Raw genomic sequence first — 20,404 nt, forward strand, 5'->3', positions numbered from 1 at the left:
GAAAATCGCACAGGTGTCAATCAAAGATAATCCGCTTGCCTGATAATACCGAATGATTTCAAGTTTTTCATCTGCGGTATACCTTTTAACCACCATGTTTTCCAATCCTTTTTCTCCGTGATGTTCATGGAGTTTACACCAAAATTGTAACTATGATTTTGCCAATCCATGCACTTTGGAAAGTCCATGCACACAATTTTCTTCTCTGATTACCTGGTTGACTAAATCGAGTTTAAATTGATACTCGTATTTCTGTTTTCTACTCATAAAAAATGCCCCAAAAAGTGTCTAACTTTTTGGGGCATGTCCATTCTCTAACTAGGAGCGGCCTTTTCTGTGTTATAGCGCTCCGCAGAATAACTGTCAATTGTCTGCCAAATATCAGAATATACTACTAATAAAATATATACTATAGATTTAGTAGTTTATTTATATATTTGCCCGACAATTAGCTGTTCATTGATTTCTACTTATCAAGAAAGACCGAGGGAAAGGCCCTATGAAGTCTTAGCAACCTATACACCCCAAATTGTAAAAGGTGCTAACTCCTATCCACTTTAAGCGGAAAAGATAAGTGACAGATATACCTACAAAATAAATTGGTTGCTGTCATCTATTCCCTTAATTATTTCTGATAAATAGAGTTGTTCAAAGGGCGCTGCGTGTAATAAATTGAATTAAACACACCAATTATATAACTAGACCATTAATATGTATAAAACTTACAAATACTTATTTGGGATCCTGCTATCCTTTATCATCGTACAGACCGCAGCGGCGCAAACCGCTAAAATTACCGGGGTGGTCACCGAGAAATCTAACGGGCAACCTGTTCCCGGAGTAAGTATCTCCGTTAAAGGAACAAATTCGGGCACACAAACTGATGGAAGTGGTAAATTTTCGATTACTGCAAAACCTAATGATATACTGAAAATTGTATCTATTGGTTATGCCACACAAGAACTCAAAGTAACTTCAACAAACCCGATTACCATACAATTAGATGAATCTTCTAATGAATTGAGTGAAGTTGTAGTGACAGCCCTGAATATCCCCAAAGAGAAAAAATCATTAGGGTATTCGGTTCAGGAATTAAAATCGAAAGATATTTCCGAAGCGAAAGAAAGCAACCTGCTGAATTCAATTTCAGGTAAGGTAGCCGGTGTACAGATCACCAATAGCCAGGGAGATATGGGTTCTTCCAGAATTATTATCCGCGGAGAAACTTCTATTTCGGGAGTTAATCAGCCACTATTTGTAATCGATGGAGTACCAGTAGATAACTCACAAAATTTAGGTACAGGTGGGTCACGGGATTTTGCTAATACGATTTCTGACATCAATTCGGAGGATATTGAATCTATGAGTGTCTTGAAAGGCCCTAATGCGGCGGCACTTTACGGCTCGCGTGCAGCGGCAGGTGTGGTACTGATTACAACTAAAAAAGGGAAGAACTCTCCAGGTCTGGGAATCAGTGTCAACTCCAATGCAACCTTCTCTACTTTGTTAACTATTCCATCCTACCAGAATTCATTCGGACAAGGTGCTAATGGTCAATTCAGTTATGTTGATGGTAAAGGCGGAGGCCTGAATGATGGAGTAGATGAAAGCTGGGGCCCAAGATTAGACGGTCGTTTAATCCCGCAATTTAACTCTAACGGAGTAGCTGTACCTTTTATCGCACATCCAAATAATGTACGTGACTTCTTTAATACAGGCCGCACATTGAATAATGGAATTGCAATTTCAGGTTCAGGAGATAAATATGATTTACGTTTTTCTTATAACAACCTGGATCAGACGGGTGTCATTCCGAACTCTTCTCAATCAAAAAATTCATTTTTACTGAATGCAACTTATAAAATAACGCCAAAGCTGACTTTTAATGCTTCAGCGAACTATATAAACACCAATGCTAACCTGCCTGGTTCAGGAGGAAAAAGAGCAAGCAGCACCATGCTGCAGTTCACATGGTTTGGCCGTCAGGTTGATGTAGACCAATTAAAGACCTACAAAGATGCGAACGGAAAAGACATCAACTGGAACAACAGCTATTACAGTAATCCATATTTTGTTGCCTATGAAAACACAGTAGGCCAGGTACGTAACAGGTTGATTGGAAGTGCAGAACTGAACTACAAAATCATCGATGGTTTATCTGCAAACTTCAGAACAGGTAATGATTATTATAACGACCGCAGAAAGATAAAAATCGCTTATGGAACCAATGGTACTCCATTCGGCTCTTATGAAGAAGATGCTTATACTTTTAGTGAGAACAACACCGAAGGACGATTGGCTTATACCAAGAAAGTAAATGAGGATTTTAATATTGACCTTTTATTAGGTGGAAACATCAGAACGACTACTTTCGAGAACAATGATCAGAAAGCACCTAAACTGGCCGTAAATAATCTTTATACGCTAAGTAATTCACGTGATCCGCTGATTTCTTCTAATATTTACAACAGACAACGGGTATATAGTACCTTCGGATCTGCTCAACTGGGCTTCAGAAATTATGCTTACCTGAACTTCACGGCCAGAAATGACTGGTCATCGACTTTACCTGTTCAAAACCGCTCTTATTTCTATCCTTCGGTTAATGCGAGTTTAATCCTTACCGAAGCATTTGATATTAAAAGTGACGTGCTGAACTTTGCGAAACTTCGCGGTGGCTGGTCACAGGTTGGTAAGGATGCGAACCCTTATCAATTGATCAATAATTACGCTTTCACTGCCCCATTTGATAGTAATCCTCAGCAGAACCTGGGAGATATAGAACTGAACCCTAATCTGAAACCGGAAATGACTAAATCTACGGAAGCAGGTTTTGAGGTTGGTTTATTTAAAAACAGAGTTCGTCTTGATTTCAGTGTTTACAATACCAATAGTATCAACCAGATCTTAAGTCTGGATGTAAGCCCGACAACTGGTTTCCTTAAGAAACTGGTAAATGGGGGTACAATTAATAATAAAGGAATTGAGGCACAGTTTGGAGTAACCCCTATTAAAACTAAAAACTTTACGTGGGATATTAATGTAAACTATTCAATGAACCGCAGTAAGGTAAAAGATCTTTATCAGGGTGTACAAAGTTATCAACTGGGATCTGACGGATCAGTTCAGATTCTGGCGACTGTCGGACAGCCTTACGGTAGTATTTTCGGAACTGCTTACGACAGGAACGCTGCCGGAGATATTATTGTTGGCGCAGACGGAACTCCTCAGGCAAGTCCTACCAAAAAGATCCTTGGAAAATATACACCAGATTGGTTAGGTGGTATTACCAATAGTTTCACTTACAAAAGAGTTAATTTAAGTGTTTTGGTGGATGCGCATATTGGCGGTAAAATTTACTCTGGGACCAATGCTACCGGAACTTATACTGGCGTACTGGCTTCTACCCTTCCAGGACGTGGTGCTGAAAACGGCGGACTGACTTATTACAAGAATGCTGCTGGTAAAGCCGTACAAATTACACCTGGCGTGGCTGCTCCTGCAGGGTCAACCATCTATGATGATGGTATGATCTTCAAAGGTTCTTTAGCAGATGGCTCACAAAACAATACCATTATTCCTGCCAGTCAATATTATAAAGCCTTCAATAATATAGATGAAGCATCTGTTTACAGTGCAACGTATATCAAACTGAGAGAAATCAAATTAGGCTATACACTGCCTGATCAATGGATAAAATCTATTGGCCTGCAAAGCGCAACGATCTCAGCAGTGGGCAGAAACTTATTTATTTTGCATAAAAACGTACCTAATATAGATCCTGAGTCTGCATTTAACACAGGCAACGGACAAGGACTAGAAGATCTTGGCCTGCCAACTGTACGTACTATTGGTTTCAATCTTAATTTCAAATTCTAATTTCCATGAGAAAAAAATATATACCTCTTTTATTATCTGGTTTATTACTGATCACTGCTGCTTCTTGCAAGAAAGATCTGACTGATACAAATATAGACCCCAATGCCTCACAGAATGCACAACCTGAATTCCTGTTAACGGCAGCCATTAAAAATACCTCCGATACTTATTGGGGTACCACCAATAATATGAATTCAAGCTTATTGTTTGTACAACACTGGGCAAAAATTCAATATACAGATCCGGACAGATATATTTTCAGCAACACCGCTTTTCAAGACCTTTGGACAACTGGTTACCACCTGGGAATTGTCAACCTGAATCAGCTGATTAAACTGGCAGATGCGCAGGGAAACACCAACTATAAAGGTGTTGCACTGGTGCTGAAATCATGGATATTCGCACTGGAAACTGATGCTTATGGTGATGTTCCTTATTCACAATCGGGCAATATAAGTGAATTCCTGACCCCAAAATATGATGCGCAAAGAGACGTATATCTTGGCATATTAAATGATCTGAAAACTGCACAAACTAATTTAGATCCTGCTGGAAAAGCAATTTTAGGTGACGTTATTTATGCAAATTCAATTGCCAGCTGGAAAAAGTTTGCCAACTCTCTGCGTTTAAGAATTGCTTTGCGTATTTCGGACCGCGAACCAGCTTTAGCGAAACAGGTGATTGCCGATATACAAGCAGAAGGCGGAACTTATATCAGTTCAAATGCTGAAAATGCACAATTGAACTATAAAGCTTCTCCGAACCAAAATCCAATCAGCAACCTGTTTGATACCCGTGATGATTACCGCGTCAGTAAAACAGTAGTTGATCAGTTAACTGCCTTAAACGATCCCCGCCTGCCTGTGTTTGCAAGCAAAGCGGTGAAAACACAACTTTATACCGGCGTACCTAATGGGTTGCTTACGGGTGATGCTGCGGCGTTGGGCTTAACCAGTACTTCAAAACCTGGTGCTTATTTTATTGCGCCAACAGCACCCGCTGTAATTATCAGTTATGCAGAAATATTGTTTGATCGTGCGGAGGCTGCTGCCAGAGGATTTACGGGTGAAGATGCGGCATCACTTTACAACCAGGCGATAGAAGCTTCTTTATTGCAATACGGTATTTCTACTGCAGATATTGCCACTTATAAAGCGAGAGCAGATGTTCAGTATGATGCGTCAAATTACAAAAAGTCAATAGGAAACCAGAAGTGGATCGCCTTGTTTGGTCAGGGTCTGGAAGCATTCGCAGAATGGAGAAGACTGGATTATCCAATACTTACCCCTTCGGTTGCAGGTGCATTGAATGGTAAAATACCTGTAAGGTTTATTTACCCTGGAAACGAGCAGTCTTTAAATCCTGATGGTTATAAAGCAGCAGTTGCACATCAGGGAGCAGATGCTTTAACGACCAAACTTTGGTTTGATGTAAATTAAGTATCACTTTATAAATGTTTTATTGAGATTATCATTCTATTAATTCTTAAGAATCTTATAAATTTATCATATAAATCACTGATATTTAAGGAGACTGTTTAAATTATGAGAATTTTACTTAGCCTGATTACCTGCTGTTTCCTGCTTTTTTCCTGTAAAGGATCTCATGCGGTAACAGAGCAGACAACAACCCAACTGGAAAAAACAGCTGTTGATAGTTCATCGTCAACAGATGCAGATAGTGAAGATAATGTGAAGGTAGCGGGTGTTCCGCAAAAGGCCTATACCGTGGCAGCCTATGTGGCTAAAAACAACAAAGCTCCGCAAGGGTATGTTGGCGGAACAGTCTTCAAGAACCGGGAAGGGTTATTGCCGCAGGGCGTAGCTTATAAGGAATATGATATTAACCCGAAAGTTCAGGGACAGAACAGAGGGGCGGAAAGAATTATAATTGGCGCAGATGGTGTCCGCTATTATACCGGGGACCACTATAAAACATTTACAAAATTTTAAAAGATATGAACGGATTTTGCCTCTTTGAAGCTGGAAAAGAAAAGGATTTGATTAAAGACAATACACGTATCGTAAATATAGATGGACGTGAAATTGTAACTGTGGATGAATTTATTCACGAGTTAGCCAGACAACTGGACTTTCCGGATTATTATAGCAGCAGCCTGGATTCACTGGAAGAGTTACTGAATGATTTAAGCTGGCTGAAAGAAACCCAGTTTGCGATTGTAGTCCGTAATTATTCCTTTTTCTTATGTGAGGAAAAGAATCCGGCCAGAAAGACCAATTTACTGGGTTTATTGAATGAAGTAGCTGAGCAATGGGACAATGTACCTAATTATCCGGGAGAGGAAGACTTCAGAAATAAAGCTGTCTTTAATATCTATATAGAAAAAGGGACTGTTGCAGCGGCTGAACTGGAAAAACTGAAGATCAGTTATCATGAAGCAAAATAGCCAGTTGATAAATATCATTTAATAAAAAAGGCGACCTGTTAAGGGTCGCCTTTTTTATTAAATGGGTAAAGCTTATTCAGCTCCGCCAGATTTAGGCCGGTCTTCTAAATTCACCCCCCAGGTCGCAGAGGGCTGATCGCCCATGTACAAGGTAAGCTCCCCGCCTGCAACAATAGCCGCATGCAAGAGGTAATTTTTAGTATAAGGTTTGCCATTTAAAACAGCTTTCTGGATATACTTATTTTTAGGACTGTTACCAATCACTTTCATTTCGAATTTCTTTGCACCCGGAAGATTAATAATTGCATGATCTACCAATGGAGAACCAAATACATAGGCTCCGTTAGCAGGATTAACAGGGTAAAATCCTAAAGCCGAGAATACATACCACGATGACATCTGTCCTAAGTCTTCGTTACCACAAAGGCCATCAGGTTTAGAAGTATATAATGAATCTGTAATCTGACGTACTACCTGTGCAGTTTTCCATGGTTTCCCTGCGTAAGCGTATAAATAAGGTGTATGGTGATTAGGTTCGTTCCCTTGTGCGTACTGACCGATCAAACCACTAATATCCGGAGATCCGCCTGCCTCTACCACAGAACTGATGCTGAATAAAGAATCCAGTTTTCTTGTAAAACCCGCTTCACCACCAAATAAATGAATTAATCCTTCAGGATCTTGTGGAACCAGCCAGGTATACTGCCAGGCATTTCCTTCCGTATAATCATCTTCGCGGTGTTTTGAAGCTACCGGATCAAAAGGTTTTCGCCAGCTGCCATCTGCAAGTTTACCACGCATAAATCCGATCTGCGGATCAAAATATTCTGCATATAACTTTGCTCTTTTGCTGAAATAAACATAATCTTCTTCCTTGTGCATTGCTTTTGCCATACGGGCGATACACCAGTCATCAATTGCATATTCCAGCCCTTTTGCAACAGCTTCATTTACTTTATCAGCAGGGATATATTTCAGTTTCTGTGCATATTCTATCCCGTCTTCTTTTTGCATTGCAGAATGTCTGATCGCCTGGTAAGCAAGCTCTACATCATACTTTCTGTAACCTTTCAAATAAGCGTCCACAATAATCGGCACGGCATGGTATCCAATCATTGTATTCGTTTCATTGCCCATTAAGTGCCATACAGGTAATTTGCCCTGTTGTTTATAAATAGCCAGGAATGAATTGATAATGTCCGATACTTTATCCGGGTGAATAATCGTAAACAAAGGATGAAAAGCACGGTAGGTATCCCACAGTGAGAAAGTGGTATAGTTATCAAATCCGGGCTTATGATAAACTTTCTTATCCGTTCCGCGATAATCTCCATTCGCATCATTAAATAACGTAGGGGCGATCATGGTATGGTATAAAGCAGTATAAAAAACCTTTTTAGTTTCTTTACTTCCTTCAATCTGAATTTTAGCCAGTTCTTTATTCCATTTGGCATCGGCCGATGCCACAACTTTAGCAAAATCCCAGGCTGGAATTTCAGCAGTTATATTCGCCAGTGCATTTTCATAACTTACCGGAGAAAGACCTACTTTCATTTGCAGGACATTCTGCGCTATAGCTTTGAAATTCAACACCGCTTTCATTTTTCTGCCTTTTCCTTCAATACCTTTAGCTACTTGTGTACTGTCATAAAGTGACATACTGCTTAAAGGTTGTGATAATTTAACGGCAAAGTATAAGCGCTGATCTTTAGCCCATCCTGTAGACAAACGGTAACCGACCAAAGTTGTACTGTTTACCTGTTTGATATAAGTTTCCACAGGCTTATCCCAGCCTATTCCATCACTCAAATCGAGCATGACATGCGGATTATCTTGTTTTGCAGGAAATGTGTACCGGTGAAAACCAACTCTTTCAGAAGCAGTAAGCTCTGCTTTAATTTTATATTTATCCAGGATAACGCTGTAATAGCCTGCTTTAGCATTTTCATTGGCATGAGAGAAAGTAGAAACATAGCCGTTCTTCTGATCGGTTTTAGTCCCTTTATCCAATTGTACTTTGCCGGTAGCCGGCATAATCAGTACATCATTCAAATCACCAATTCCGGTACCACTCAAATGCGTGTGGGTAAAACCTACGATGGTATTACTGGAATAATGATAACCACTGCACCAGTCCCAACCTTCAAAAATGTTTGTTGGGCCTAACTGAACTGCTCCGAAAGGAACATTCGCACCCACAAATACGTGCCCGTGTGCATCCGAACCAATAATCGGATCTACGTACTGACTTAATTTATTCTGCGCGCTCAGATTAAGACTAAAAATGAAACTGCAAATAAAGATCAGACCTGTTTTTCTTCTACTCATTTTACTTATATAATTTGTAAAAATAAAAAAACACCGGCCTTTCTATGCCTGAAACAGACGATAAAAAGACCGGTGTGTGTAATTTTATTGTGTTAGAAATTGCCTTTCGCTATATCCCACCATACTCTGACACCACCATTATCCTGCCCGCCAATTAATTGTACAGCTTTTGCAAGCTCTGTACCATTTGAGGTTTTCTCATTAGAAGGATAAGGTAAACGGCGGATCTGAATTTGTGTATCAATCAATCCATTGCTTGTATTGTTAACTACAGGGAATAACTTTGGATAACCTGTACGACGGAATTCTGTCCATGCTTCTTGTCCTTCAGGAAAAACAGCCAGCCATTTCTGCGTCATGATACGTTCTAATTTCACTTCGTTAGCAGCAGCATCATCCCATTTAATGGTCATCGTAGAAACAGCCTTAATGTTATTTACAGCATTCTTTGGATCTACATAATCCGCTTGTTTACTAGTTGCATCATTGATATAGGCAGTTGCATCGGTAACTCCCCACTGTGACATGGAAACAGTAATCCCTTTTTCATAATTTGCTTTAGGATCTCCTGCATTAGCCCAGCCTCTTAAACCAGCTTCTGCTTTTAAAAACCAAACCTCAGCAGCAGTCATAATTTGCTGCGGGGCCATAATTTTAAATGTTTTAACTGTATTTAAACTTGCATAAGTAGTATAATCACCTTTAGACGGGATGTTAGAACCAATTCTGATTCCAATATACTGACCATTAAAAGCAGCATCAGTTGCAGGACTGGCAAATGATGTTAACCTTGGATCATTGTAGCCCAGCAGATAGGTTGCCAGTGTAGCACCTAAACGGCTATCGCTATAATCATTTGTCAACTGAAAAAGATCATTAACCGAACCTGGGGCCACTGCAATAGCCGCGTTATCAGTAGCATCAGTCAATAAACCACCCGTTGCACTCATTGCTTTCTCCGCCTGTAACTTTGCAGTTGCAGGATCTGCTTTAACAATGTGCATTGCTAAACGTAAGCGTAAAGAGTTGGCAAACTTGATCCATTTCGAATAATCACCCCCATAAATCCTGTCATAAGCTGTGAAAGGCTTTGCACCAGGGTTTGCAGTCTGAAAAGTCTGCAGGTTGTTAACCGCGGTATCAAGCTCATTAAAGAACTGATTATATACACTTTGCTGAGTGTCGTAAGGCGTATTGGTCAACGTTTTACCAACAGCACTATATGGAATCGGGCCAAATTTATCAGTAACCCTGTGCATCGCTTCTACTTTCACGATTAAGGCAATTGCCCATAAATCAGGATTAGCAGTTCTCAGTCCTAATCTAGCCATTTTATTAACAGGGGCCATTACATAAGTATACTGATCATTAAATCCTGTTTTATCCCAATCATCAACCGGAGAATAGTTCAGGTCATAATTCGCCTTAAAAGGATTTGGAGACATCATGTATCCAGAGAAACCATCTGCACTTAAATTCTGTGCAATCTGGTAGTTTCTAAAGATAGATGATTGTAAAGGCGGAAGTAGAGTAGGCAATTTAATTTCACTGTCAGGAATACCTGTTCCATCAGTTGCATCTTTTTCGAAATTCTTTTTGCAGCCTACCGCAGTAAGCAATAATAAACCAGATAAAATGACCGCACCAGAACGGGCAACTTTAGTCAGGCTGCTGTTATTTATTAATTTATGACTCGTGTTCATGTGTTTAAATTTTAATAATGGTTCTTAGAAAGTAACGTTAAGGTTAAAACCAAGACTGCGGATAGCAGGCTGATTAAATACATCAACACCTGAAAGTCCGTTTCCAGTAGAAAGCGTAAGTTCAGGATCATATGGAGCTTTCTTGTAGAAATACAATAGATTTCTTCCCGTCACTGCCAGTTTCAAGTTTTTAACAAACTTGTCCTTGATCGGGAAGGTATAACCTAAAGAAGCCTCACGCAAACGTACTACCGTAGCACTGTACATGTACTGTCCTGTTACACCACTTCTTCCACCGATGGTTTTATACCATAATTTAGGGTCAATCTGAGTAACCGCATTTCCATTTGGATCAACACCATTAATCTCCACAAAACCACGGTCACGTGCTTCGCCACTTACTTTTGAAACACCATATTCGTCCAGCATTGCCTGAGTGATCGACATCACCTGGCCACCGAATTTTCCATCGACAAGCAAATTCAGGTTAAAGTTTTTATAGCTAAAATTGTTGCTCCATCCCAATTGAAATTTAGGGTTGGAATTACCTACATAACTAAAATCATTATTGGTTATTGGTGTGCCATTTGAACCAATCAGAATACGTCCCTGCGCATCATATTTTAATGTCTTTCCATAAATATCGCCATAAGATCCACCAGTAGTAATGTGAGACTCATAACCATTGTTATAATTTCCGGTCATTATAAATTCATTGATACCTTCTTTAGAAGCCACATCTATAATTACGTTTTTATTCCTTGAACCATTGAATGAAGTATTCCATTCAAAATCAGAGGTTTTAATCGCATTATAGCCCAGCATAAACTCGAAACCAGTATTCTGTACATTACCAGCATTAACATAACCAATAGAATAACCAGTAGCAACAGAAGGTGCAATCTGAATAAACTGGTTGTAAGTATTTGACTTGTAATAACTGAAGCTTAAGCTTAATTTATTCTCGAAAAATCTCATATCAGCACCAAATTCCCAGGATTTAGTCTTTTCAGGTTTCAACTTTGGGAAAGGTGCTACCGTACTTACCACGATTGAACCACTGTCATCAGTATAGTTAACCGGGTTAGTCACATATTGTGGAACACTATTACCAACCTCTGCATAACTACCTCTTACTTTAGCATAAGAAATTACTTCTGGCAGATGGAACATCTGGTTTAAAATAAAACTAAGACCAACAGATGGGTAGAAATAAGATCCGTTTGGTGTAAATGCCAGGTTCGAAGACCAGTCATTTCTACCTGTAACTGTTAAAAATGCCCAATCTTTATAAGAAAGGTTTGCATTTCCAAAGATGGACTGCAATTGATTTCCATTTGCAGGCAAAGTTTTTGCATTACTCACTGTAGAGTTCAGCACTGTATTTTGTGTAATAAAAAGATTCGGTGTATTTAAACCTTGTCCGGCTCCGATAGTAACACCGGTAGTACGAATATCTTTAATACTTGTACCTAAAATTCCGTCAAGCTTAAAGTCACCCATTGCAGGTGCCGTAAAAGTAGCCAGGAAGTCACCATATTTTTGTTCTACTGTCTGGTTATTTAAGATCATCTGTCCATTTTCTTTAGAAAGGACACCAGTAGTACCTGAGTAAAGATCTTGTTCGTAGCTATCAGTAGTTCTGTCTAAGTTTCCTCTAACCTGCAGGTTTAACCAGCTGTTCACCTCATACTTAACACTACCGTTCAATAAAATACGGTTTCTGTTACTGAAGTTTAAATTGCGGTTAGTTACCCACCATGGATTTTGCTGCACATCATTCTTTAGCACAAACCAGTTCTGTCTGTTATAACCTTGCTGATCACCTAGCTCATATTGATTTTTATAAGGCGTGATGTCATTTCCTCTTGGGAAAAGGTATAGACCTGTCAATGGATTGAAATATAGTCCAAGACCAGGTGTGTTATCAATTTTTTGTGCGATATAATTGATATTTCCGTCTACAGTCAACTTATTATCCAGGAACCGTGCTGTTTCGCGCAAATTGAAGTTATGTCTGCTTAACTTGTTTCCAGGTTGAATTCCCCTGGCAGCAGTATTTGCGTAGGATACATACGTTTGCGCATTTTCAGATCCTCCTGAGAGGTTGATAGAATTGGTGAAGTTTGTTCCGGTCTGAAAAAACTGTTTCAGATTGTCCTGACTTCCGCCAGAAATTTTAGGTCCGTAACTATCAGTTGATCCTGCTGAGCTCTGGCCATAATTATTTTGAAACTCTGGCTTGAAAGCAGCATTATCTACTTGTAAAGAGCTGGAATAATTGATAATTGCCTTTCCAGCCTTTCCTTTTTTAGTCGTAATTATAATAACACCATTCGCTGCATCACTTCCGTATAAAGCAGAAGCAGAAGCACCTTTTAGTACACTCATGCTCTCAATATCGTCAGGATTCAGATTGGAGATCCCATCACCACCGTCTACATTGGTATTTCCACCCATTGTATTCGTTGGCTGACTGTTACTGTTAGCGCTGTTAGACATCGGTACACCATCAATCACATATAAAGGTTGATTGTTTCCGGCAATTGATCTGTTTCCGCGCAAAACTACTTTTGCAGAGCCACCCACACCAGAAGCACTTGGTGAAATTGTTACCCCGGCAATTTTTCCGTTTAGTGAATTCATCAGGTTATCACTTTTCACCGTCGTCAGATCTTTATTAGAGATCTGCTGCGTAGCATAAGTAAGTGATTTTTCTGATTTCTTAACACCTAAAGCTGTAACCACTACCGTATTCAATTCTTGTGCACTAGATTTCAACACAATATCAACAGTAGCCTGAGTGCCAACCGTGATTTCTTGTTTATCATAGCCTATATAGGAGAAAACGATAATATCACCTGCCTTAGCAGTGATACCATATTGTCCGGACGCATTGGTTTGCGTAACCAGCTTGGTTCCTTTAACCTGCACTGATACTCCTGGCAAAGTTGTTCCGGTTGCATCGCGCACTGTTCCCTTCACCTCATCGGCAGCAGAGAAACCTGGAATGTTCATTAAAGGAGTTAATAGTTTAGGATGGTCTGACTTTACCGTTGCAAAAGCATGCGACGAAGCGTAAAGTAGTAAACACGTCAATTGTAATGTTTTTTTCATTTTTGCTGATTACAGTTAAATATTTTGGTTAGCTCTTTTGTCTTCAGAAATCCGTGAGGACAAACCCGGTATTTTTTATAAAAAAAACACGCGTTAAGGTAGAGACCCCTTTTAAGCGGGAATTGCCTACAAGAAAATTGTTTTTATTATTTAACTTGCCCATTCTTATAACTATTCTATTAATCAATTAACTGCTAAAGGCTTTGAAACCTGACTTATCTCCTTTATGGACAAAGGTTTGCGTAGAGGATGATGTTAAAGCTTTTGAAGCTTTATATTATCTTTTATTTAACAAGCTGATCAAATTCTGCATCTATTATGTGGGCAGAAAAGAAGTAGCCGAAGAGATTATCTCCGACATCATGGTGAGGTGCTGGGAAAACAGGAAAGCAGAAACAGTTATCCTCAACCTGGAAACTTATCTTTTTACAGCAGTCAGAAACCAGTCCCTGAAGTATATTAAGAAAAACGCCAATGTTCATCTGGTAGAAATTGAGCCTGCCAATGAATTCCGGATGATGGATAATACTGATCCTGAAAAACAGTTGGAAAATAAAGAATTGCATCATAAATTAGACCAGGCGATTGACAAGCTTCCGCAGCAGGCCCGGATCATCTTTAAGCTCATTAAAGAAAACGGGATGAAGTACAAAGAGGTTGCGGAAATTCTGGAGATTTCACCAAGGACAGTACAAACACAATTATTCAGGGCGATAGATAAATTAAGAGTAAGTCTTAAGGCTTATCATGCTATTTATACAAAATATAAGCCTGACGATAATGCTGTCAATTTAACAGTTTTAATATTTTTTTTACATATTTTTCATTTCTTGTAAGCAATTTTAACAAAAAAGGGTACTACTATATATAAAGCAATAAATAACGTCCAATGACTGATCAAAAATTCACTGAATTACTTAGCGAAAAATTATCGGGTGAAATCTCCGCCGATGATGATCAGGGTTTTATGGCGATGCTTGCAGCAAATGAAGATTACAGGCGTGAATATGAATCTTTAAGCGCCTATTTTCAACGTAAAGAACAACCTTACGAGAACATAGATATAGTATTTCAACAGATCAAAGAGCGGATCAACGTTGTTGGTGCAAACCCTAAACCGATTTTCAAACCAGCAGCAGAAAAACGCTCATTTAAGCAATGGTATCGTATTGCAGCTATTTTCATTTTTGGCCTTTGCACCTTTTTCGCTTACCAGTTTTTCAAGGCAAAAAATGTAGCCGGTCTTCCTGCAACTATGGCCTGGAAGAAATCATATACCCCAGGCAGGCAAACCTCTACTATTTTACTTGCCGACGGCAGTAGGGTGACCTTAAATGCTGCAAGTGAAATTAAATATCCTGCATCCTTTAAAGGGCAGACCAGGGAAGTCTATTTAACTGGTGAAGCATTTTTCGATGTGGCTAAAGATCATACGCACCCATTTATCGTACATACAAAAAATATCAGCATCAAAGTACTCGGTACTGCATTTGATGTAAAGTCTTACCCAAATGACCATGCAACAGAAACCACGCTGCTTAGAGGGAAAGTAGAAATTACACTCAACAAAAGACCTGAAAAGCATATTCTGTTAAATCCTGCAGAGAAATTCACGTTAAAGCATGCTGCCACTCCAGCCGTTGAACACCTGAATGGAGATATTTACAGCATCACACCACTCACTTATTACAAAGACGATAAGGATGCTATTCTGGAAACTTCCTGGATGAACAATAAACTCCTTTTCAGAAACGAGTCATTTTCAGAGCTGAGTTTGCGTTTATCCAGATGGTATGGCGTAGATTTCGTCTTTAAGTCCGATAAACTGAAGGATTATAAATTTACCGGAGAGTTTGAAAAAGAGAGCCTGTCAGAAGCCTTGAAGGCGTTACAGTTCATTACCCCTTTCGACTACAAAATACAAGGAAAAACTATCTATCTTTACCCTGTGAAGTAATACCGCTAAAGCGATATAGCTAACAGACGCGTAAATGTTATAGATGAAGACCGTAGTCAAACTGCTGATTTTTTTTGTGCTGCAGGTTACCCTGAATGCCTATTCACAAATTAAGGTAACACTGAAATTAAAATCTGCCGGTTTTGAGCAGGTCATTGATGCCTTACAAAATCAAACTCCCTATCATTTTATTTATAGCGCAGCGCAGCTCCCAACCCGGAAAATTACGCTGAAAGTTCGTGAAAAAGAAGTTCTCACTGTACTGGATCAGCTCTTAAAAGGCACCGGTTTCGCCTATAAATTATTGGAAAATAACCTCATTGCCATCCGGCCGTTAGTGGAAGGCAAAACCAGTATACTGATTAAAGGGAGAGTAACCGATGAAAATGCAAATCCTATGGCTAGAACCTCTGTTATGGTTAAGGGAACAAAGCTGAGTACCAAGACAGACCAGAATGGCGAATTTACTATCCTTACAGCCCCCAATTCAGTTCTTTCACTCAGCCAGGTAGGTTATCAGTACCGGGAATTTCCAGTACAGGAACAGCGCTCAGTACAAATCTCCATGCGTCCTTTGCAGAATGATCTGGATGAGGTCATGATTACTGCGCTGAATATTCCGAAAGATGAACGAAAAATCGGCTATGCCATTTCCGCCATAAGCGGATATGAGCTGACAAAAGCAAGAGAATCAAATATTGTCAATGCGCTGGAAGGACAAGTAGCCGGACTGAATATCAGCGGCGTGAATGGTGGTCCCAGCTCATCGGCCAGAATATTACTCCGCGGAGCAGCCAGTATGACTGCCGGATCTCCCCTGTTTGTAGTCAACGGAGTTCCCATTGACAATACACAACGCGGCAGTGCCAATGAATATGGAGGACCGGACTACGGGGATGGAATCAGTAATATCAATCCGGACGATGTAGAAACGATCACCGTTTTAAAAGGCTCCGCAGCTTCAGCACTTTATGGTGCGCGCGCAGCAAATGGTGTGATCCTGATTACGATTAAAAGCGCGAGGAAAAACTCAGGCACAGCCATAGAGTATAACACCAATCTATCTTTTGATAAAGTAATTAACAATACTGACTTTCAATATGAATATGGACAGGGTACACAAAACAAACGGCCAGAAACTGTTGCCGCGGCCGTAGCCTCTGGCTTGTACAGCTGGGGAGAAAGACTGGATGGCAAGCCTACCATTCAGTTCGACGGCAATAATCACCCTTACTCCGCAGTAAAAGATAATATTCAAAAATTCTATCGCACCGCCCCGGCTTTTACCAATACCATTTCGATAAGTCATGGGGGTAAAAATAGTTCCGTTCACTTATCAGCTTCTAATCTTAATCAGCAATCCACTATCAGAAACAGCAATTTAGACCGGAAAACGGTTAATCTTTATACGACGCATGACCTGACAAAAAAATTAAGTATCACTTTTAACGGAAATTATATCCGCGAGTACAATAAAAATAGGTCTTATCTGAGTGATGGGCCTTTAAATGCAAATTATGGAATTGCTGCGCTGGCCACAAACATAAACCAGGCAACTTTATCTCCTGGATATAATTTAAAAACGGGTGCTGAGACTCCCTGGAATGACGATGAATACAAAACCAATCCTTATTTCATCCTCAGTAAACAGGCAGATTATTCAAGCCGTAACCGCTTTATTTCTTCGGCCTCTGCCAAATACAAATTCAGCGAATGGATTTATCTGCAGGCCAGACTGGGTTATGATAAAAGTGATGACGATATTCTGAGTGTTATTCCTACAGGCGCAGCTTTTTCTGTGAACGGAGAAGGCGGGATTAATTCCTTAAAAAAATCCAGTATTTCTGAATTAAACAGTGACTTTTTACTGGCAGCGAACAGAAATCTGAGTCCAGATCTAAACCTCGATGTTTCTGTGGGGACCAATTTCCGCAAAAGAGAAGTTGAATCAGCGGGCTTAATGGGCTCCAGATTTATTGTTCCTTACCTGTATACGGCTTCTAATCTGATCACTGTCATCAACAACAATACTTACGCTAAAATAGTCACAGAATCGGCCTATTATACCGCTGATTTAAATTACAAAAACTACCTGAATCTATCTGCAACGGGCAGGTATGATGTTTATTCCACCCTTCCCCGCAACAACAGGGGCATTTTCGTTCCCGGTGTTTCAGCAAGTTTCGTCTTTTCTGATCTGCTGAAATTAAAGGGGCTGAATTATGGGAAGTTAAGAGCAAGTTTTGCCAAAACCAGCGGAGAACCTATACAACCTTATACTACACAAACTTATTATTCAACAACCAGCGATGTACACGGAATTCCATTGGGTAATTTTTCCAGAGATCTGCCCAATTATAATCTCCGTCCTTTCACCTTAAATGAATTTGAAACCGGGATTAACTTAAAAATGTTCAATAACCGCTTGTTCTTTGACTTCAATTATTTCCACCGGATCACGAATAATGAGATTATCAATGCCAAACAATCTGTCACATCCGGCTTTACTTCTGCCTATGTCAATTTAGGAACAACCCGCAATACCGGGGTCGAAATACTTTTACAGGGAATAGTTATTGATCACAAAGACTTCAAATGGAAAACAGGTTTTAATGTGAGTCATATTGATAACCGTTTATTAGCTATTGACGGGTCCAATAAATATGCTTTGGCAGGCACTTACAGACCTTTAAATGCTTACACAGCTATGGTTGTTGGAAAACCCGTTACACAGATTATGGCTTATGATTATCTGCGTGATGCCAATGGCAATATGATCATTGGTTCTGATGGTATACCAGTACGGGGAGAATTAAAACCTATGGGAAGTACGCTGCCCAATGTTTATGGCGGTTTCAGCAACAATATCTATTATAAGAATTTCAATTTTTCTATGCTGATTGATTTTAAATACGGGAACAAGATCCTGTCAGCAACAGAGAATTATTCTTATGTGTTTGGCTTGAATAAAGCCACACTGGAAGGAAGAGAAACAGGTATTGTAGCTCCCGGAGTACACCCGGATGGTACCGTAAATACAACCAATGTACCTGCTTATAATTATTATCCGCAGCTGGCCACTAATATCTCGGCATTATCGGTGCTGAATGGCAGTTTCATCAAAATCAGGCAAGTTACCCTGGGTTATACCATTCCTTCGAATAGTTTAAGAAGAACACCTTTCAGCGCAATTTCTATTGATTTAGTAGTCAGAAATCTGTTTACATTGGTCAAGTATACCAAAAATATCGACCCAGAGTCTGAGTTCTCCTCCAGCTTAAACTACGCCGGAATTGAGGGGGCATCTTTTCCCGCTACCCGGACTTTCGGTATCAATGTCAATTTTAAATTTCAACAAGGAAAGAAACCATGAAGAAGTACTGTACCCTGCTGCTTAGTTTTTTAATTGTCACCCAGTTTGGCTGCAGCAAGGCGCAGCTGGATAAGATCAATACTGATCCGACAAAATTGCCCGGTGAATTGTATAATCCTGATGAATTACTTTCGACAGCACAGTTCAAATCTTCCAATAAAGGATACTATCAATTGCTTTATCAAAGTACAATGATGCAGCAGCTCGCTTCTACTTATCTTTATTATAACAATGGAGATAAATATGTAAACGCGGGAAGTTTTACAGATTATCAAGGCAGAATATTTGAGGAAGGTTATGCGGATGCTTCTACCATCAGAGAAATGCAGCGTCTTGCTAAAGACAAGGACCCTGCCGCTTATTCCAACCTGATTAATATTGGTGATATTATGTTTGTCCTGATTTTACAGCGGATTACCGATACTTATGGTGATGTCCCTTATTCACAGGCATCGAAAGCAAGAGAAGGAATTAAATCTCCGGTTTATGATCGGCAAGAGGATGTTTATAAAGCTATGCTGTCCGATCTGGATCAGGCAATTACGGGTTTAGATCCGGCGAAACCGAAACCAACTGCAGATTTGTTTTATAGGGGCGATATTGTGAAGTGGAAGAAGTTTGGCTATTCATTGATGTTAAGGGCAGCGATGCGTTTAACAAAGATTTCTCCTGATCTGGCAAGGCCCTGGGTAGAAAAAGCAGCAGCAGCGGGAACATTTTCTGATACGAATGATAATGCGATAGTGATTACTGATGAGTCAAATCTGGATGGTCAGAATGGTACTTCCCTGGCTTTGAGAACGGTATCTGATTATAGGGAGGTACGCTGGAGCAAAACACTGATTGACGAATTGAGAAAAAATGATGATCCGCGATTGGGAGTTATTGCTGAGGTTCCTCAAAATGGTTTAGCGAACAATGTCAATGAAAACCTGGCGGGAAATACGGATACAGCTGTACAAATCGGTTTGCCGAATGGCTATGATCTGTCTGGCGGCACGTTTGATATCAGCAAGTATGCAGGGTATCCGGGTGGAACAGGAACAGGCGCTGATTTTGCACCGCTCGGGAAATATTCAAGGCCCCGGACTGCGGTTTATCTGAAGCTGGGAGGGCCTAATTTTGTGATGACCTATGCGGAGATTGAATTGTTAAAGGCCGAGGCGAAAGTAAGGGGCTGGAATATTCCTGGTACTGCGGCAGAACATTATGCCAATGGTTTAAGAGGTGGTTTGCAGGCTATGGCACAGCTGGATCAATTAGCGGCAATACCGGATGGGGTAATTAGTGCTTATGTGACGAAGCATCCACTGGATGAATCAAGTCAGGAAAAGTCTTTTGAAATGATTAATACACAGTATTGGGTGAGTACGGGTACTTGTTTCAATTTTATTGAAAGCTGGATGAATTGGAAAAGATCAGGTTATCCGGCACTTGTTCCGGTTAATTATCCTGGAAACGTGACCAATGGTACAATCCCAAGAAGGTTGATTTATTTATCGACAGAAGTGTTGAATAACACAGATAATTACAAGGCCGCGGTGAGCAGGTTACCAGGCGGAGATTTACTCACATCCAGAGTATGGTGGGACAAATAGTTCTACGGTTTAAGCTCATGTTCATATTTTAACGAAAAATGG

General features: G+C 40.0%; 11 protein-coding genes and 1 riboswitch. Of the genes, 8 read left to right on the forward strand and 3 right to left on the reverse strand.

Annotated features, from left to right (window positions below; translation table 11 throughout):
• Positions 1-467 precede the first annotated feature (467 nt).
• Positions 468-577, forward strand: a riboswitch (SAM riboswitch).
• A 134-nt stretch (positions 578-711) separates the two neighbouring features.
• The 4 genes from LY11_RS13155 (at position 712) to LY11_RS13170 (ending at position 6,286) form a co-directional block, all read left to right on the forward strand.
• Positions 712-3,879, forward strand: a complete 3,168-nt coding sequence (locus LY11_RS13155) for a SusC/RagA family TonB-linked outer membrane protein (RefSeq protein ID WP_111634138.1) — start codon at positions 712-714, stop codon at positions 3,877-3,879.
• 5 nt (positions 3,880-3,884) lie between these two features.
• Positions 3,885-5,318 (forward strand): SusD/RagB family nutrient-binding outer membrane lipoprotein, encoded by a 1,434-nt coding sequence (locus LY11_RS13160; protein ID WP_111634139.1) that lies wholly within the window; start codon positions 3,885-3,887, stop codon positions 5,316-5,318.
• A gap of 105 nt (positions 5,319-5,423) precedes the next feature.
• Positions 5,424-5,831, forward strand: coding sequence for a ribonuclease domain-containing protein (locus tag LY11_RS13165; RefSeq protein WP_111634140.1), 408 nt, complete (start codon positions 5,424-5,426; stop codon positions 5,829-5,831).
• Positions 5,832-5,836: 5 nt separating this feature from the next.
• On the forward strand, positions 5,837-6,286 hold the full coding sequence (locus LY11_RS13170) for a barstar family protein (protein WP_111634141.1): 450 nt from the start codon (positions 5,837-5,839) through the stop codon (positions 6,284-6,286).
• Positions 6,287-6,358: 72 nt separating this feature from the next.
• On the opposite strand, the gene LY11_RS13175 is transcribed toward LY11_RS13170, so the two are convergent.
• The 3 genes from LY11_RS13175 to LY11_RS13185 all read right to left on the reverse strand — a co-directional run bounded on the left by LY11_RS13175 (position 6,359) and on the right by LY11_RS13185 (position 13,434).
• Positions 6,359-8,614 (reverse strand): GH92 family glycosyl hydrolase, encoded by a 2,256-nt coding sequence (locus tag LY11_RS13175; RefSeq protein ID WP_111634142.1) that lies wholly within the window; start codon positions 8,612-8,614, stop codon positions 6,359-6,361.
• 92 nt (positions 8,615-8,706) lie between these two features.
• Complete coding sequence (locus LY11_RS13180; RefSeq protein WP_111634143.1) at positions 8,707-10,317, reverse strand: SusD/RagB family nutrient-binding outer membrane lipoprotein; 1,611 nt, start codon at positions 10,315-10,317, stop codon at positions 8,707-8,709.
• A 24-nt stretch (positions 10,318-10,341) separates the two neighbouring features.
• Positions 10,342-13,434, reverse strand: a complete 3,093-nt coding sequence (locus LY11_RS13185; protein WP_111634144.1) for a SusC/RagA family TonB-linked outer membrane protein — start codon at positions 13,432-13,434, stop codon at positions 10,342-10,344.
• A 203-nt stretch (positions 13,435-13,637) separates the two neighbouring features.
• Here LY11_RS13185 and LY11_RS13190 point away from each other — a divergent pair, with 203 nt between their 5' ends.
• From LY11_RS13190 to LY11_RS13205, 4 genes are read left to right on the forward strand one after another with little or no spacing between them, the layout of a single operon-like run.
• Positions 13,638-14,270 (forward strand): RNA polymerase sigma-70 factor, encoded by a 633-nt coding sequence (locus LY11_RS13190; RefSeq protein WP_170132679.1) that lies wholly within the window; start codon positions 13,638-13,640, stop codon positions 14,268-14,270.
• 53 nt (positions 14,271-14,323) lie between these two features.
• On the forward strand, positions 14,324-15,391 hold the full coding sequence (locus tag LY11_RS13195) for a FecR family protein (RefSeq protein WP_111634146.1): 1,068 nt from the start codon (positions 14,324-14,326) through the stop codon (positions 15,389-15,391).
• A 43-nt stretch (positions 15,392-15,434) separates the two neighbouring features.
• Positions 15,435-18,764: a SusC/RagA family TonB-linked outer membrane protein gene (locus LY11_RS13200; RefSeq protein WP_111634147.1), complete on the forward strand. Its 3,330-nt coding sequence runs from the start codon at positions 15,435-15,437 to the stop codon at positions 18,762-18,764.
• Entirely contained in the window at positions 18,761-20,362 is a 1,602-nt protein-coding gene (locus LY11_RS13205; RefSeq protein WP_111634148.1) for a SusD/RagB family nutrient-binding outer membrane lipoprotein, read from the forward strand. Before LY11_RS13200 ends, LY11_RS13205 begins: the two co-directional genes overlap by 4 nt.
• The last annotated feature ends 42 nt before the right edge of the window (positions 20,363-20,404 follow it).

It is taken from the genome of Pedobacter cryoconitis (assembly GCF_003259615.1).
GTDB classification, from domain to species: Bacteria; Bacteroidota; Bacteroidia; order Sphingobacteriales; family Sphingobacteriaceae; genus Pedobacter; species Pedobacter cryoconitis.

Excerpts from the sequence above, each read along its gene's own strand:
- LY11_RS13200 (WP_111634147.1), top strand. The coding sequence starts at position 15,435 with ATGAAGACCGTAGTCAAACTGCTGATTTTTTTTGTGCTGCAGGTTACC.
- LY11_RS13160 (WP_111634139.1), top strand. The coding sequence starts at position 3,885 with ATGAGAAAAAAATATATACCTCTTTTATTATCTGGTTTATTACTGATC.
- LY11_RS13165 (WP_111634140.1), top strand. The coding sequence starts at position 5,424 with ATGAGAATTTTACTTAGCCTGATTACCTGCTGTTTCCTGCTTTTTTCC.
- LY11_RS13195 (WP_111634146.1), top strand. The coding sequence starts at position 14,324 with ATGACTGATCAAAAATTCACTGAATTACTTAGCGAAAAATTATCGGGT.
- LY11_RS13170 (WP_111634141.1), top strand. The coding sequence starts at position 5,837 with ATGAACGGATTTTGCCTCTTTGAAGCTGGAAAAGAAAAGGATTTGATT.
- LY11_RS13155 (WP_111634138.1), top strand. The coding sequence starts at position 712 with ATGTATAAAACTTACAAATACTTATTTGGGATCCTGCTATCCTTTATC.
- LY11_RS13180 (WP_111634143.1), bottom strand. The coding sequence starts at position 10,317 with ATGAACACGAGTCATAAATTAATAAATAACAGCAGCCTGACTAAAGTT.
- LY11_RS13205 (WP_111634148.1), top strand. The coding sequence starts at position 18,761 with ATGAAGAAGTACTGTACCCTGCTGCTTAGTTTTTTAATTGTCACCCAG.
- LY11_RS13175 (WP_111634142.1), bottom strand. The coding sequence starts at position 8,614 with ATGAGTAGAAGAAAAACAGGTCTGATCTTTATTTGCAGTTTCATTTTT.
- LY11_RS13185 (WP_111634144.1), bottom strand. The coding sequence starts at position 13,434 with ATGAAAAAAACATTACAATTGACGTGTTTACTACTTTACGCTTCGTCG.